This is a genomic window from Psychrobacillus sp. FSL H8-0483, from assembly GCF_038637725.1.
Lineage (GTDB): Bacteria > Bacillota > Bacilli > Bacillales_A > Planococcaceae > Psychrobacillus.
The window spans coordinates 2,542,000-2,558,714 of record NZ_CP152052.1 but is presented as its reverse complement, the minus strand read 5'-3'; the positions used below and the strand labels follow the sequence as shown (position 1 = coordinate 2,558,714).

Here is a 16,715-nt window from a genome sequence, read left to right as displayed (position 1 = left end):
ATTAGCTATAATAACCATGTTACACCTCAAATCGTTAATTCGTTATCCTGCTTTATATCACTTGCTTTACGCATTAAATAAGAAAGTAAAGAAGTAAATACAGAAATAACAATTGCAAAAAATAGAATAAGAAAAAGAATCATTAATAGATTAGTGTTGTATTTACCACTAATAAATACATAAAGTAATGCGATAAAATATAAAACCGCTTCTGTCATTGCTAAAACACTTATCCGCTTTAAACTAATTGCATTTTTTAATGTAAAATCGTTGCCTACATTAATGTCTGAACATATACTCCAACCAATACATAAAGCAAAAAAGTAAGGAATGCCAGTTATCCAAATAAAAGCAATTAAAGGTTTATATGACTCTTTTAAGGAATCAGAATCTAACAATATATTCTTCCTTGTTTCTGGTCCAACATAGAAACAGAACAATAAACCAAATAACCAGCAAACCACAATAATAATTTTTAACCAATTTGCAAATTCCTTCTGTTTCAATGATTCATCGCCTTCTCAACTTTCTAATGTTAGGATAACCGATAACACATCCTCAGTCAATATTTTTTTATCGTAAAACAATAAATTATTATTACTTTAATATAAATGAACATCATTTGGATAATTTTTCGTAAATTAAAACCAGGTACTCATGAATACAGTGAGTCCTGGTCTTTTGCTTAAATGTTGTTTATTTATAATAAAGATTGATAATTTGTAATAAAGTTTGATTCAAAATCATCTATCCTCTATAGATTTCGAAATGATTTTTTTATTGGATATTTATGTTAATATCACTATAAAGATTGTGAAGAAATGTACTTAAACTAACGGAACAGATTAGTTGAAGAAGAACTATTCATATTTAAAGGTTTTTTACTGAGATAAAGAATAAGTACCAAATGCAGTTAAAAAATATTGTAAGGGGGAGAATTTCTTGCCTAATCCATTTCATCATTTAGCAAGGGGAATCTTTATAAAAGATAATAAAGTTTTACTTGCACAAGCAACCGGATATCCAAATACATTTTTACCAGGTGGTCACATAGAATTTGGCGAAAGTGCAAAAGATGCACTGATAAGAGAGATAGAAGAAGAATTAGGAATAACATGCACAGTGGTTAGTTTACTTGGGTTAGTAGAACACAAGTGGGAGAAAAAAGGCATTTTAAATTGCGAAATAAATCAAGTATTTGAGGTTACAAACGATGAATTAACAACAAGTTTTAACCCAAAATCAAGTGAGTCTCATCTTAATTTTTTCTGGTGCAATGCGAATGACTTGGATACTATAAATTTACAACCTTACCCATTTAGGAATTTGATAAAAAATTATTTAAATGGAAATAAGGATATTTGGTGGGAGAGTACTTTAAACTCTGCAATTGATGATACAAACAGAAGTTAGAACTTTCATCTTCAACTACCATGGAAGAATGTATTTTTTTTTCCCTATTCTTTGGTGAAGCAGGGCTTCATGGATGGCTAACATTGCTACCTCTGTAGCATTTCTTGTTTCGCTTTGTTTCTCCCATTTTAATTATCAAAATTATTGATTATCCTTTGATCTAATTAGTTTTGCACAATCTTTGATAGTATTTATGACGACTGTAGGCTCTGTTAATTGAGGAAAATGTCCGCTTTTTTCAGCGACAATATGTTTGCTATTTTTAGACAATGAAAGATATTCCAATTGATTCTCTACTCGTTTTGTTCGAACTTCCTCTGGTATCATTCGATTTTCCTTTCCACCTGTAACAACAAATACAGGTATCTCAGGAAAAATCTTTATTTGTTGAATTTGATTCACAGTATCTTTCACATAATTAACTTCATCAAATTGTTTATGTGGAGACAACGAATCAAACATTTTGAACAATTTATTTATTGTTTTTACTGTATTACCTTGGTATTCATTTAGGCTTAAATCTTTAGGATGGCTAGATTCTAAAAAAACTATTCCAGCTACCTCGTTCGGATAAAGTCTAGCAAATAAATTTACATATAATCCGCCTAATGAATGTCCAACTAATAATAATGGAGGTTCAATCCCCGCTATAGTAAGTGCTTCATGAAGAGTTTTTACTATCGTTGTACCATCTTGTGATTCGTTTGGTTTATCACTGCCACCAACTCCAAACCGATTATAAGAAAATACAGTGAAAGATTCCGAAATTTCTGGTAATATTTTCATCCAACCTTCAATAGGACCTGCCCCACCATTGATTAAAACTATATTTGGTTTACCATTTCCACGAATATTATATTGTAACTTCCCTTTTGATGTTTTCATTTCATATTTCTCTATTTTCAATAATTACACCACACTCTATCAAATTTTTCTTTTAACTTTATTTTAATAATTGGTTTATTAACATATTCTCGTTGGTTTTCTATAATTCCTTCTTCCACTAACCTTTTTCTTATTTGAAGTAGAATAATACCTTTTATGAGCTAAAAAGTTTCATGTATTCAACTACAATGGAAGAACGTAATTTTTTTCCATATTCTGTGGTGAAGCAGGGCTTTATGGATGGCTAACGGGTGCTTAGTTAAAGATCGTCGGGATGCTTAAGCAACACTTTTTCTTTGAACTAACGCAGCAGGTTAGTTGAATAAGAAAGTTATTTATATCTCCTGTCGAATTAGTCAATTAAAGAAAGTTAGATAGGAAGAAATTTATTAATTTAATTAAAAGCATTTTCCAGAAGATTTAGGAGGCAGATTCGAAGAAAACAGTTTATTTCTTAGCACCAGGACAAATTAAATATCTCCACAAAATGGTTGAACGAAACGAAGAAGGATGTAAACGCGAAAAATAACACATCGAACTCCACAAACCCCATAAACAACCCTAATCTATGCAAAAACACACTTCTCCTCCAAGTACAACCCCTCACCCTAGAAAATATTTACAATAATATAAATATTTTAATTTCAAGTTTCCAAAATTTGCTTTATAATATAATTATTACCGAAAAAAGGGGAGAGATTTAATTTGAAGAAGATAGGGATTATATTTACTGCATCTGCTTTATCGATTGGGATGTTTTCATCTGCTGCTAGTGCAGCGAGTATAGTAGAAGGACAACCAGTAAAAGTGGTAGCACAGGTGGCTGCTACAGGGGAGGTTGTTACTAAGGAGGACTTGCTTAAAAAGTTCCGTTCTGCTTTTCCTGGGATTTTTGACTTTGTGAATGCGAGTGATTTTCATATGAGTTCTAATAATTATCCTGGAGATGAGACAACAAGGTATCATTTATTTTTTAGTAAGCTGCAAAATGGGAAGGATATTCATGGAAACATAGGGTTTTATGGAGAAGATTTCGAGATAGAATCCTTTAACTACGAGCCTGTTAGTACTTCAGATGCGTTGTTTCCAGCTAAGGTTTCTAAAGAGGAAGCTAAAAAAGTTGCAACCGATTTCGTTAAGAAATTTCTCAAAGATGGCAATTACAAACTAGATGAGGATTATAATGATTACTATAATTATTCAAAGCAAATTTTAACTAGGCCCATAAGTTATTCCTTTTCTTTCAATCGTATGAAGGATGATGTTGCAATTGCTGACCAAAGTGTAAACGTTACCGTTCTCGGAAACGGGGAAATTGTAAGCTTCAATGGTTCACAAATAACTAAATCTCCTACTTTTGAAGATGTAAAAAAAGTAAAAGATCAAAAAGAAGCATTAGAAAAAATCAAAGGAAATCTTACTGCGAAACTACAATATCAAGTTAACACCAACTATGAAACTGGTGAAAATGATGTAAAGCTGGTTTATGTGCCTGATGTTCTAAGCATAAATGCTATCACAGGGGAATGGTTTAACGGTAAAGAATTTGTAGCAAAACAACCAACTAAAAAGGAATATGTAAAGGTTACAGAAACTGCATTGCCAGCCAAGCAAAATGGGATAACAAAGGAAGAGGCAAAGAAAGCTGCAGAAAAGTTATTACAAGTGAAGTCTAACAAAATTAAGTTAAGCATTCAATCAGTCGAAGAAGTAAAAAACAGTTATGGCCAAGAAATATTTAGTGTTCACTATATGTATAACTACGGTAATAGTGGAAGTGGGGCTACATTAGAATTTGATAAGAAAACTGGTGAGCTGCTCCAGTATCATAATACACTAAATAGTTTATTGTCTGAACTAGATGGAACTAAAGAGGAAGTCACAATTTCTAAAGAAGAGGCGATTACTCAAGCAGTTAAGTATGTAAAGGAATTGGTACCCTCTTACCTTCATGAGTATGCTATGCCTTTAGAGGAAGGTTATCAAGATGAAACAATGGGCAATTACTATATAACCTTCCCTCGCATTGTTAATGGAGTTATGGTTATGGGAGATCAGATTAGTGTAAGTATTCATAAAGACGGCTCCTTAGAGAGTCTGAATGTAATTAGACCACAAATTGACAAGTGGCCGGCTTTAGACAAGGTAATCTCTTCAAAAGAAGCAGAGAATATTTTGAGTAAAGCGCTAAGTTTAAAAATGAGCTATATGAAAGAAAATCAAAAGAAAGAAAATAAACATTATAATTTAATGTACTCTCCATTATTTAATGAAACTGCCTTTAATGTGTTAGAGGCCAATTCGGGCAAATGGATTAACCAATACAATATGGAAGTTACTCCCGAGGTTTCTCATCCAACAGCAGCTCAAGAGCTGAACTATTTAATCAAGGCGAAGGTATTGACGGTTAAAGATCCAAAAACCTTTAACGGGGATGCAGCAGTGTCTAAAGGGGAAGCAATCAAAGTTATGATGAATTCCTTAACGTATATTTATGAGACAAGCAATTATAGAGAGTCAGAGAGTATGAAGCAATCCTATACAAACGTTGATCCTAAACATGCTTCTTATCAAGCAATAGAGCGTGCAGTGGAAGCGGGGATTTTGAAAACAGACCAGAAGACCTTTGATGTAGATAGTCCCATTACTAAAGAAGAGCTAGCAGTATGGTATATTAGAGCACTAGGTCTTGAGCAAGCAGCGAAACATAGTAATATTTTTAAAAATGATTTTACAGACAGCCAAAAAATAAAAACGGAAAACGCTGGATATGTGATTTTGGCGCACTCACTTGGATTAGTAAAGGCAGAAAAAAATCAGTTTAACCCAACAAAAGAAGTAACATATGCAGATTTAGCAGTGTCCTCTATCCGTCTAGCACATGAAATCTCCAATAAGGGAAGAGATTTCAGATATGGTTATTAAATCTCAACCAAATTAATAATCAATAATATAACAAGAGGGTTGTGATAACAGTCACGACCCTCTATTTTAGTGGAAATATTAAACTGCAAAGGGGCTGCTCTTTTTTCTAATTGAATTAACGAGACAGTTTAGTTTAATAACTTCATTTTGTAGAAAATAATCTGTAATGAAGGCGGTGACATTATGTTTAAGAAAAGCATCAGATTCTCTTTATTATATTTTATAGTATCAACTGTTTGGCAATTAATTGTAAAAGATAAAGTTATGTGGATAGATAATATAATTGTCTGTCTTATAATGTTCATGATTATTCTGCTTTATGAATGGTCGAAAATTACCTATAAGTGGAATAAGGGAAAACAATGAGTAAATTTTATTGGCCTTTAGATACTAGAATTCTCTTATTTATAAGTTAGTGAAAGATTTCACTTAAACTACCATGAAAATTAGTTTCTTCAAGCAGTATGACACTTCCTAAACATTTTCATTCTCTGTGGTGCACACTGATTTTGTGCTACATGGATGGCTAACGGGTGTTTTAGTTTAACATGACCATCATTTCGAATGTCTATTTTTTCGTCCAAAACATCAAGTAGATTTCGGCGATCCATTGTGAAATGTTACACTTAAACTAACGAGGCAGTAGAGTTGAAGAAGGAAAAATAAGAGAAACTTATTGGGGGGGGAAATATATTGAGTACAGTTGTTTATATGGTGAGACACGGTGAGTCGCCAAAAGAAGGAAATGATAGAACAAGAGGATTAACCGGAAAAGGTTATTTAGATGCTCAACGAGTAACTGACATATTGAAAGATGAAAAAATCGATGCAGTTGTTTCAAGCCCATACATACGTTCAATATTGACTGTTGAAAAGATAGCTCAACAAATAGGGCAAGAAGTTTTAGTTTTTGAGGATTTAAAAGAGAGGATATTTTCTTCTGAAAACAAAAGATTAGCTGATAAGGAATTGGTTCAGATTTTGGAAAAGTCGTTTTTCGATTCAAATTTCTCCTTAGAGGGAGGAGAATCAAATGCTGATTGTCAAAAAAGAGCTATAAAAGTTTTAAAAGAACTATTAGATACTTTGAGAAATAAAAAAGTAGTGATAGGAACTCACGGGGCTATTATGACCTTGATGATGGGATATTTCGATAGCACCTATGACTTGAATTTTTTACATAGCACATCAAAACCTGATATTTACAGAATGGAATTCAATGAACAGGAATTACTGCACGTTCAAAGAATATGGGGGGTAAGTATTAGCGTTAAACAATAAAAATTATTTCTTGTTCTTCAACTAATTGGTATTATTAAAGAATTAAACGGGGATATAGAAGATAAAAAGTGAAAAGGGAAGGGAACATGTTTTTCAATTATTATTCCCTCATTATAAAAGAGCCCCTGTAAGAGTTAACGTTCTTGAACGATTTCCAATGCATTTGATTCACTGATTAATGTAATCATACGCGAATAAGTAGCTTCTGATGGAATTACATCCGACACGAGGAAACCACAATCAACTTTGAAATGTAAATCAAGTCTAGGGCGTATAATCAAATCTTTGAAAAATGGAATACGTTCATTAATCCGAATGATTAATGAATAAATCATTTCTGGACCACTTTTCCATGACAACATCAAAAATTGTATTGATATCAATAGCAGATAAAATAGAGTTAAAACGATGAGTAGGTTCCAAATCATATCAAATTGCATATCAAATAGACTTTCTTCTCGTATAATAGGGATAGAGCATTCCTCCAATCTGTTTATGTTTGTGTCGTAACTCTCATAATACAGGATTTTGGGAGGTGCTCTATTTTCTTGTCATTTTAAGCTTAGAGCCGCAAGGGCTCAAAATTATGTATATTAAACTCAAATATAGCTATTATCTAAACAGCCTAGTGGTATGAGTTCATGCATAAAAAAGAGGTATAGCCAAAGACGGTATACCTACTAACTCTCGTATATGTTACTGGTTCTCATTCCCAATCTAACACAATATTTATTTTGATAAGCATTTTTTAATAGACAAGGAGAAAAACTATGAACTTTGAACAATTACTATATATTGTTGAAGTCGCAAAACACAATTCCCTCTCTATAGCAGCACAGAATCTTTATGTGACTCAATCTGGTATTAGCCAATCTATTACTAGTTTAGAAAAGGAATTGGGGCTAAAAATTTTACATCGCTCAAGGGGACACGGTGCTGTACCAACCGATGAAGGTAGAATCATTCTGAAACAAGCCTACGAAGTGTTAAGAAAAATTGAGGAAATCAAAGAGACCGCCCACTCATTTAATTCCATGGTAGGAGGAGAACTAAAAGTATCTTGCATACCAGGATTGACGACGGTTCTATTAAAGTCTTTAGCTGCTTTTAAACAAGATTATCCACAAGTAAATGTAGAAATAAATGAAAAAAGCGGCTCTTCTGTTATTGAAGATGTTCGCCAGCATAAGACCGACATCGGGTTGATTGCCTATTCACCAGATTGGAACATAAACATGGAAGGAATAGCTTTTGAATCACTATTTGAAGGGAAACAGAAAGTCTATGTTTCTAAACATTCTCCTTTAGCGTTTATAGGTGCCATATCTTCACATGAGATAATAGATCAAACGCTCGTTACATATTACGGTGAATTTATGCAATACTTTGTTCATGATTTCTTTAACAAATACCAGCCTATGAAAATCCTATTTACATCAAACAATTCGGATGGCATTCTCCAAGCTATCATTGAAAATTTGGCTATTACATTCGCTCCTGATTTCATCATGAAAAATTATCCCCCCGTCATAAATGGAGATATAATTCCCGTTGATTTGGTAAATCATAGAGGTCTCAACATTTCTTTTGGATTAGTTTTATCCGAAGATAAACATTTATCCATTTTACTAAACAAGTATATTCATTATCTAAAATCTGAAATTACGAAAATATAAGAAAAAAAGAGTTGCCACTTCGTCTTATGGAAGGGCTTCTCTTTTTTTATCAATCTAACTATTAAAATTGAGTCACATCTATAGGTGTAATTCCTTCAGCGGCACAATGATCATGGTATTTTTGCAAGAATGACTGCCAATTATCTCTAGCAATAATTTCTCCATTCTCATTCAAATAGTCTAATGTTGCCTCAACAATATTTAACGTAATAACCTCTTCATCTCCTATAGATTCAGGTGTGTGTTGGGATCCAGCAGGCTCATAAACTACATCCCCAGCGTTAGAAACCCAATCATTCTCCATATATCTCCAAGAGCCATTAATGGTATACACAATAACCGTTCCAGGATGGAAATGCGTAGGAAGCTGTGTCCCCGCAGGAACTTTTAACAGGGTGATAGTTTGCCCTGTTACTGGATTAACCTTAAGTAACTTAAAATGAGCCACCCCAAAATAAGGAATCCACGGTAAATCATCTGGACAGATATTACCTGCATCATATACTTCTACAGCTTTTGCATTATTCATTTAAAATCCCCTCTTCTAATGTAAGTTTTGAAATTCGCACATTGATAGCGTATACACTAGGAAGCTCATTAACTATTACGAATTTGTAATTATTAGTATATTCATAATTATTCATTTATTCAAATTATCACTTTTAATATGCAGTTCAATTACATTAATATATACATGCAATTCACTTACGATGATCATAATTGCGTTTTGATTTGGGCATTCCCTAATTTGAATTACTAACTAGCTTCCTCCTTAACTTTTGTCGTTGTATGGTTTCGCTTAGTAGGACGTACGCCAATGCTATATTAGGATATCATTCATTTTTTCAGGTGTATTAGTAAGTGAAGATAGAATGAGGGCTAACTTAGCAACTGAATCTGTTGAGGGTAAAAATCAAATAAATAATGTTAGTTACCGTTCAGCTTTGATTGCAATTCCAGGTTTAGTAGTAGCAATTTTGTTTTACTTTTTATTGAACTACGAGTGCTTAGTTGAATAACAGAATGTTGTTATAGTTAATAGGAAAAAGGATGTCTTTAGGCGAAGTAATACTAAAGGACTTTGTATGAAACGGGGGAGATGACTATGTTAAATACGATAATTGATTTACCTGAAGATAAAAGAATTGCGGGTGTACATTGTATTCCAATAACGGAAAATGGAACAATTGTTATGGCGTGGGATAAAGAAGAAAAGCTATTAACGACTATTGGTGGAAGAATTGAAGAGAACGAAAGCATTGATGAAGCACTTGAACGTGAAGCTATGGAGGAAGTAGGTATGACACTTAGTACTAAGAGGATTCCATTTGCATCGTGGTATTGGCAAGCATCGGATACTTATACAGTGTGGTTTTTAGTAAAGGCTGTAAAATTTCTAACTTCTACATTCGATTTTGAGAAATTAGGGTATGTAATCTCTAATTTTGAAACTGCTAAACAAATAATCTCTAAAGTAGAATTAGGAAATGAGACAAGGATACAGATTCTAGATATCGCTAAAGAGCGAGCGATACAATTGGATTGGTTAAGATAAAAATTGTATTCCTTGCTCAACTACCATGAAAATAACTGTTTAGGTGGCTCTTTTTCTTATTGAACTAAAGGGGCAGGTTAGTTCAACAAAAATCGTGTGGGTACGTTCTTGTTTAGAATACCCAGCAAGTAATCGTGGAGTTGCTTAGACAGCTCTTTTTTATTATTAAACTAACGCAACAGTTTAGTTGAATAAGCTATACATAGAAGGTTTAGTTTAATCAAAGAGGCTTTCTTTTCCGGCAGCCTTGTTAGTCTTTGATGAAAAATTTTTATTCAATGCCAACAATAAAGTCATTCCAATTATGCAAACAGTTCCAACCCATTGAAAAGTTCCAAAAGGTTCTCTTAACCAGAATACGGTTGTAAAAACTGCTGCTAGTGGCTCTAGACTTCCGAGAAGACTTGTCTCTTTCGGCGAAAGACTTTTTAAACTCTCTATATAAAACCAGAAAGCAAGCATCGTACCGAAAATAATCACGAAACCTAAGTATAAATAAGCTTCTGTCGTTAAGTGTGCTAAGTTGATTTTCCAAGGAGGGCTGATAAAACTTAATGCAATACCACCGATAATCATAGCCCAGCCAACAATTACAAGAGAATCATATCTCTTCAGTAAATAAGCACCATATAAAGTATAAAATGCTGCTGCTATGCCAGATAAAATCCCCCAAACGATAGCTGAAGTTGGTACAGATAGTTGTGAAATGGAACCGTTTGTTAGTAAGAAAAAACAGCCAAATAGAGCTAAGGAAACCGTTAATAAATCTTGTCTTGATAGAACTGTTTGTTTGCGGAAAATTAAATAAATGATAATCATGACGGGTGATAAATATTGTAATAATGTTGCAACAGCAGCGTTTCCAGCAGCTATTGATGCCATATATGTGTACTGTACTGCAAGCATTCCGAAAAACCCAAAGATTACGAGTTGAAAACCGCCTTTTTTATCTTTCCAGACAGCAAATATTTGAGAACCGTCTTTAACAAAGAATTGAACGGTTAAGAGTAAGAAACCTGCTATAATCAACCGTATTGTTACTAGCCAATTTACATCAATTGTATACTGTTGGAAAAGTTTTTGAGACACGGTTCCGCCGATTCCCCAAAATATCGCTCCTGTAATTACAAAAAATAAACCCCTACCTCTAGCGGTTATATTCATGATTTTATCTCCACCTTAAATATAATAATAGTGTTATGATAATTGAAAGATACCGTAATAAATACTAGAATCAAATAAAAAAATAAAAGGATTTTGAGGTGGTTATATGCAAATAAAAAATTTTAAAGTTGATCAAAGCTTAAAAGAGCTAACTGAGCATCGCACAATTGTACTCCCCATTGCATGCTATGAAACAACTATTAACCAAAACATCAATGGGTATATACCACTTCATTGGCATGATGAAATTCAATTTGTTTTTGTAGTAAAAGGAGAAGCAATCTTCCAAATAAATAAAGATGAAATTGTGGTTAGAAGAGGCGACGGTTTATTTATAAATAGTGGTTGCCTACATATGGCGAAAGATAAGAACCAATCGGGATGTGTTTATATATGTTTTAATGTTTCTCCTCATTTCGTTTTATCTCTAGAACTCTATACAACCTATGTAAGTCCCTATATTAGAGCGACTAATTTACCTTATTTATATATAAATGCGAATGAACTTTGGGGGAAAAATATATTAGAAGCAATTTTAAAAATCAAACAGCTGATTGAGCGAAAATCACAATACTTTGAAATTGATATAACAATGCAACTAGCATTAATTTGGAAAAACCTAATCATTAATGGTTTTCAACCAGAATACGTTCAGACTGAAATGTTAAAAAGTCAGCGAATGAAGCAAATGTTAAGTTGGATACATTTACATTATGCTGAGAAAATTATGTTAGATGATATTGCAAAAGCAGGTCAATTGAGTCGTTCTGAAAGCTGCCGATATTTTAAGAAAGTATTAAATACGACACCTTTAAATTATGTAGTGGATTATCGAATTCAGAAGAGCTTAATTCTACTGCAACAAGCAGAAATGAGCATTACCGAAGTTGCCTATCAGGTAGGTTTTAACAGTACAAGTTATTTTATTGAGAAATTCCGAGCATCTATGAAGAAGACGCCATTGGCATACAAAAAAATAAAAATGGATGATAATTAACTGTATATTTTTATTCTTATTCAACTAAAGAAGCAGTTTTGTTGAAGATGATACCATTTGAATAGAGATACAAAACGTAACGGCTTATATTTAAGTCGTTCTTTTTTTTTGTATATAAATTTCCCTAAATGAGTCTCATAAAAAGTGTAATGTCTAAAAATTTTTATCATCCCCAAAATTAAAGTTGTTTGCAACTCTCTACATATCTATTTTTCACTTATTATTAGTTTTAACAAATTTAAAAATAATATGAACCATTTTTATGCGAAAGCATAGTATCTTTGAAGTGTAAAGGAGGGGGTGGTTTATCTTTAATTTACTTTCATCTGTTAATAATTTCAAATTCATTATTTATAAACAGGTTTAATATTAATGAAAATAAGTTGAAAGAAAAATGACAACAGTTAAGAAGACCCTGCTCAATCAATAAAAAAAGAGGAGGGCGTACATTAATAAGTCTATGGATTTCGGTGGATTATTAGTTTTGACCACTCTTAACCATTTTTCATACTCTGTGGTGCAGCATTATTTTGGGCTTCATGGATGGCTAACGGGTGCTTTACTTTAGTAGAAATAGAGCCTTTTTCTTATTCAAGTAACGCAGCAGGTTAGTTCAAGAAGGATTTCTCCTATTTTTAACGAATAATAAATAATATACTAATAAGTTATCAAGATTAGGTGATATTAATAGAAGAGCAAATTAATTTTTATATGGACGACGAAACAAAAATAAGTATAATAACCAGGCTTCGGATAGCCGGTTGTGTATTCGCAGAAGAAGAGGCACGGTTGTTTTTCTCTGAGGCACAGTCGCCGGCCGAATTTGCCACCATGGTGGAACGGCGAATAAACGGTTTGCCCCTTGAACACGTCTTAGGGTGGGCTGAATTTTGCGGTATCCGGATAGCGGTGGACCCGGGGGTCTTCGTACCCCGCCGTCGCACTGAGTTTTTAGTCCGCCAAGCAGCAGCTCTCGTAACACAAGGCGCCATTGTGGTTGACCTGTGCTGTGGCACAGGCGCAGTGGGCTCAGCACTGGCCGTAACTATGGAAGGAATCGAGTTGTACGCCGCCGACATTGATCCAGCAGCGGTGCGGTGCGCCCGCCGAAACGTAACTTCCGTCGAGGGTCACGTGTATGAAGGAGACCTCTATGAGCCACTGCCATCCACAATACGGGGTCGTGTCAACGTCCTGGTCGCAAACGCACCCTACGTCCCTACCGAAGCGATCGTACTGTTACCCCAGGAGGCCCGCATACATGAGGCACGGGTGGCACTCGATGGGGGAGCGGACGGGCTTGACGTCCAGCGACGGGTGGCGGCTGAGGCAACACTCTGGCTTGCACCGGGCGGTCATCTGTTGGTTGAGACTAGCGAGCGACAGGCACAGTTGACAGTCGAGATTTTTATTCAAAACGGGCTAATAACACAGGTGGCATATTACGACGAACTTGACGCTACTGTCGTCATTGGAACCAGGCCCAACGTCTAGAGCTCTATAGAACAAAAGAAAACCACTCCTCGCCTGAAGCAAAAGAGTGGTTCTCGTAAGAAAAACTAAATATAGACAACCACCACCTTTACGGTAGAAGTTGCATTTGAGGAGTGTTATGCGACACTTCTCATTTTATATTAATCACTAAAAAAAATCCGGGCGAAGCTTATGCAAGAATGTAGGCATCCTAGCACATCCCAATTCACCTAGTTAGTCATTATTACTCGGAAATGCAAATGTTGAATGGGATTCGCTATTTTCTTCAAACCACTTCTCTGAAATTGTTTTTGCTTTTGTGAAGAAGCGGACTTGGTCTGGTCCAAACATATGACCCTCGCCGAATTTCGAGCGTTTCCAGCCGCCAAAGTTATGATAGCCGACTGGGATTGGAATTGGCACATTTACACCAACCATGCCGACTTCTATTTCAGTGGTGAACTTGCGAGCGGCAGCACCATTATTTGTGAAGATTGTAACCCCGTTACCTAGCTCATGCGCATTGATTAATTCGATGGCTTCCTCTAATGAATCAACACGAACCACATTACGAGCTGGTCCAAATACTTCTTGCTCATAAATCTCCATACCTGGTTTGACATTGTCTAATAGCGTAGGGCCTAAGTAGAATCCATTTGAGTTTTCCGCGATGTCTGGGTTGCGACCATCGCATACTAACGTAGCTCCTTCTTCTAAGCTGCGGTCGATAAAACCAATGATTGTTTCCTTGGATTGCTTTGTAATAACGGGTCCAAAATCAACTTCTGGATCTGTATATGGACCTACTTTTAATTTTGATATTTTATCAGCTAGTACTTTTACAAGGTTATTCGCTGTCTCTTCGCCAACCGGAATGATTGTTGAAATGGCCATGCAACGTTGGGAAGCAGACCCATAAGCAGCTCCCAAAAATGCGTTTGCGACTTGTTCTAAGTCAGCATCAGGCATGACAACCATATTGTTTTTACCGCCACCTAATGCTGTGACGCGTTTCCCATGTTTGGAACCTGTTGCATAGATATAATCAGCTACTGGTGTTGAACCAACAAACGAAATGGCTTCAACAGTTGGATTTTCTAGTAATTCATTGACAGTTTCCTTGTCGCCATTGATGACTGTCCAAACACCATCTGGTAAACCAGCTTCTTTCCACAGTTCCGATAAAAATAGTGCTGAGCAAGGTACGCGCTCGGATGGCTTTAAAATAACGGAATTGCCGACTGCTACTGCCATACTTGTAATAGCAAGTGGCACCATCACAGGGAAGTTAAAAGGGGAAATCGCTGCAACAACGCCAAGTGGTGCTTTAGTTGAGTAAGCATTGATATGCCCACCAACATTTACAGAGTACTCGCCTTTTAGGAGGTGAGGGGCATTGATGGCTAAGTCAACAGACTCTAATCCCCGCGTGATTTCACCCCTAGCGTCTTCAATTGTTTTTCCACTTTCTGTACAAATCATGTCGATTAATTCATCTATATTTTCTGTCATCAATTGACGGAACTTCAAGACAATTTCAGCGCGTTTACCAACGGATAGTGCACGCCATGCTGGAAATGCGGCTTTAGCTGTTGCAATTGCGTGTTGTACTTCTTCTTTAGTGGCGATAGGTACACGTGCAATGACTGACCCTGAGCTTGGGTTGAAGACATCTAAGAATTGACCACTCTTTCCAGGAGTGATTTCCCCATTGATGAAATGCCCCAGTTCTTTTACTTCTGTATTGGTTACCATAAAATTAATTTCCTCCTTTGTTTTCGGCTCTATTAAATTCCATTATTGTTTTTAGCGAAAATGGTTGCGCTTTCCGAGGGCAGTAGCTGAGCCAACTCGTCGCTACGCTCCTGTGGGGGGGCTTTGCTATACTGCTATTCCCACAGGAATCAACGCCATTTTCGCATAACAAGTTAACAGCTATAACATAGCCTAGTAATATTGTTTACGGCTGTTGTAAAAGTTCGTTTAAAGCGTTCGTGAATTTTTCTACGATGAAATCCTTTTCTTCCAACGAGATAATAAGTGGTGGTGAAAGTGTGAGAACATTGTTAAAGCCTGCAACAGTTACACCATTTTTTCCGATGATGAGACCCCGATCTTTACATAATCCAATCACTTTATTGACAGCAGCTACGTCGAGTGGGGCTTTACTGTTTTTGTCGCTCACAAGCTCAATGCCGAGTAGTAAGCCTTTACCTCGGATATTACCTACGTTTGGATGGTCTTTTAAACGTTCTTGTAACTCTGCGAGGATGATCGCGCCCATTTCTTCAGAACGTGCAAATAAGTTTTCATTTTCCATGATTTCAATATTTTTAAGGGCAACTGCACAAGCCGCTGGAGAACCACCAAATGTATTTACATGGCGGAAGAAGTCGTACTCCTCGCTACCTGCGAATGCCTCATAAATTTCACGTCGTACAGCTGTTGCAGATAGGGGCATATAAGCGCTTGTTAAACCTTTTGCCATTGTCACAATATCTGGCTGAATGCCATAGTTTTGGAAGCCAAATGCTTTGCCTGTACGTCCGAAGCCACAAATTACTTCGTCAACAATAAGAAGGGCACCATGTTTTTCACAAACAGCTTTCACCCCACGTAAATAATCTTCATGTGGCATAATCACGCCGCCGCCGGTAATAATGGGCTCCAGGATAACGCCCGCGATCGTATCGGAAAACTCCCACGTCATGACATTATCGATAGCCTGAACAGACGGTAGGGCAGAGGGTTCTGTAATATGGTCTTCATTTGCACGGTAAGCATCAGGTGGTGCGACATGAATAAAGCCAGGTGCTAACGGTTCGTATTTGTATTTGCGCTGTGCTTGACCTGTTGCTGCTAATGAACCCATCGTACTACCGTGGTAGGCACGATACCGAGAGATAAATTTGGTGCGTCCTGTGTGTCCTTTTTGCTGATGATATTGGCGAGCGATTTTAAATGCTGCTTCGTTCGCCTCTGAACCGCTATTCGAGAAAAATACAACGTAATCGTCACCTAATACCTCGCTAATTTTTTCACTCAATTGAATGGCAGGGATGTGACCAACTGATAGCGGTGTATATGTGTTTTCAAGTAATTGGTCGTAAGCAACTTTGGCGATTTCTTCTCGCCCATACCCAACGTTTACACACCATAAACCAGCCATGGCATCTAAGTAACGCTTTCCATCGATGTCAGTGATCCATGCCCCTTTTGATTTTTCTACGATCATTGTGGCACTTGGATTGTACGGCTTCATCGAATGCCAAACATACTGTTGATCTTTTACTTGCCAATTTTGACCTGTTAAATTCGTCATCGAAAATCACTCCTTTGCTATAAA

The 16,715-nt window shown here is 35.9% G+C and carries 15 protein-coding genes; 8 read left to right on the top strand and 7 right to left on the bottom strand.

The annotated features are described in order from the left end of the window. Positions 1-26 precede the first annotated feature (26 nt). A complete protein-coding gene (locus MHB48_RS12205) occupies positions 27-506 on the bottom strand; it encodes a DUF2975 domain-containing protein (protein ID WP_342598334.1) in 480 nt (159 codons plus the stop codon). Positions 507-942: 436 nt separating this feature from the next. On the opposite strand from MHB48_RS12205, the gene MHB48_RS12200 reads away from it, so the two are divergent. Further along, positions 943-1,413, top strand: a complete 471-nt coding sequence (locus MHB48_RS12200; RefSeq protein ID WP_342598333.1) for an NUDIX domain-containing protein — start codon at positions 943-945, stop codon at positions 1,411-1,413. Positions 1,414-1,554: 141 nt separating this feature from the next. Here the strand turns inward: MHB48_RS12200 and MHB48_RS12195 are convergent, their stop codons facing one another. Then, a complete protein-coding gene (locus MHB48_RS12195; RefSeq protein WP_342598332.1) occupies positions 1,555-2,298 on the bottom strand; it encodes an alpha/beta hydrolase in 744 nt (247 codons plus the stop codon). 705 nt (positions 2,299-3,003) lie between these two features. Between MHB48_RS12195 and MHB48_RS12190 the strand changes: the two genes are divergently transcribed. Both MHB48_RS12190 and MHB48_RS12185 read left to right on the top strand, forming a co-directional pair. Beyond that, entirely contained in the window at positions 3,004-5,223 is a 2,220-nt protein-coding gene (locus MHB48_RS12190) for a YcdB/YcdC domain-containing protein (RefSeq protein ID WP_342598331.1), read from the top strand. Between the two features lie 693 nt (positions 5,224-5,916). Beyond that, entirely contained in the window at positions 5,917-6,504 is a 588-nt protein-coding gene (locus MHB48_RS12185) for a histidine phosphatase family protein (RefSeq protein WP_342598330.1), read from the top strand. A gap of 134 nt (positions 6,505-6,638) precedes the next feature. Here the strand turns inward: MHB48_RS12185 and MHB48_RS12180 are convergent, their stop codons facing one another. After that, a complete protein-coding gene (locus MHB48_RS12180; protein ID WP_342598329.1) occupies positions 6,639-6,839 on the bottom strand; it encodes a hypothetical protein in 201 nt (66 codons plus the stop codon). Positions 6,840-7,274: 435 nt separating this feature from the next. Here MHB48_RS12180 and MHB48_RS12175 point away from each other — a divergent pair, with 435 nt between their 5' ends. Further along, positions 7,275-8,180, top strand: coding sequence for a LysR family transcriptional regulator (locus MHB48_RS12175; protein WP_342598328.1), 906 nt, complete (start codon positions 7,275-7,277; stop codon positions 8,178-8,180). Between the two features lie 61 nt (positions 8,181-8,241). Here MHB48_RS12175 and MHB48_RS12170 read toward each other — a convergent pair whose 3' ends face one another. Next, on the bottom strand, positions 8,242-8,709 hold the full coding sequence (locus tag MHB48_RS12170; RefSeq protein WP_342598327.1) for a 2,4'-dihydroxyacetophenone dioxygenase family protein: 468 nt from the start codon (positions 8,707-8,709) through the stop codon (positions 8,242-8,244). Between the two features lie 295 nt (positions 8,710-9,004). Here MHB48_RS12170 and MHB48_RS12165 point away from each other — a divergent pair, with 295 nt between their 5' ends. Next, positions 9,005-9,199: a DUF5316 family protein gene (locus MHB48_RS12165; protein ID WP_342601373.1), complete on the top strand. Its 195-nt coding sequence runs from the start codon at positions 9,005-9,007 to the stop codon at positions 9,197-9,199. A gap of 86 nt (positions 9,200-9,285) precedes the next feature. Beyond that, positions 9,286-9,735 carry an NUDIX domain-containing protein gene (locus MHB48_RS12160; RefSeq protein WP_342598326.1) on the top strand — a complete coding sequence of 150 codons (450 nt, stop codon included), beginning with the start codon at positions 9,286-9,288 and terminating at the stop codon, positions 9,733-9,735. A 216-nt stretch (positions 9,736-9,951) separates the two neighbouring features. Here the strand turns inward: MHB48_RS12160 and MHB48_RS12155 are convergent, their stop codons facing one another. After that, positions 9,952-10,899, bottom strand: a complete 948-nt coding sequence (locus MHB48_RS12155) for an EamA family transporter (protein WP_342598325.1) — start codon at positions 10,897-10,899, stop codon at positions 9,952-9,954. A 106-nt stretch (positions 10,900-11,005) separates the two neighbouring features. Here MHB48_RS12155 and MHB48_RS12150 point away from each other — a divergent pair, with 106 nt between their 5' ends. Next, positions 11,006-11,896 (top strand): AraC family transcriptional regulator, encoded by an 891-nt coding sequence (locus MHB48_RS12150; protein ID WP_342598324.1) that lies wholly within the window; start codon positions 11,006-11,008, stop codon positions 11,894-11,896. 711 nt (positions 11,897-12,607) lie between these two features. Further along, complete coding sequence (locus MHB48_RS12145; RefSeq protein ID WP_342598323.1) at positions 12,608-13,390, top strand: putative protein N(5)-glutamine methyltransferase; 783 nt, start codon at positions 12,608-12,610, stop codon at positions 13,388-13,390. 213 nt (positions 13,391-13,603) lie between these two features. Here MHB48_RS12145 and MHB48_RS12140 read toward each other — a convergent pair whose 3' ends face one another. Further along, a complete protein-coding gene (locus MHB48_RS12140) occupies positions 13,604-15,124 on the bottom strand; it encodes a CoA-acylating methylmalonate-semialdehyde dehydrogenase (protein ID WP_342598322.1) in 1,521 nt (506 codons plus the stop codon). A 205-nt stretch (positions 15,125-15,329) separates the two neighbouring features. Continuing rightward, complete coding sequence (locus MHB48_RS12135) at positions 15,330-16,691, bottom strand: aspartate aminotransferase family protein (RefSeq protein WP_342598321.1); 1,362 nt, start codon at positions 16,689-16,691, stop codon at positions 15,330-15,332. Positions 16,692-16,715: the final 24 nt, after the last annotated feature.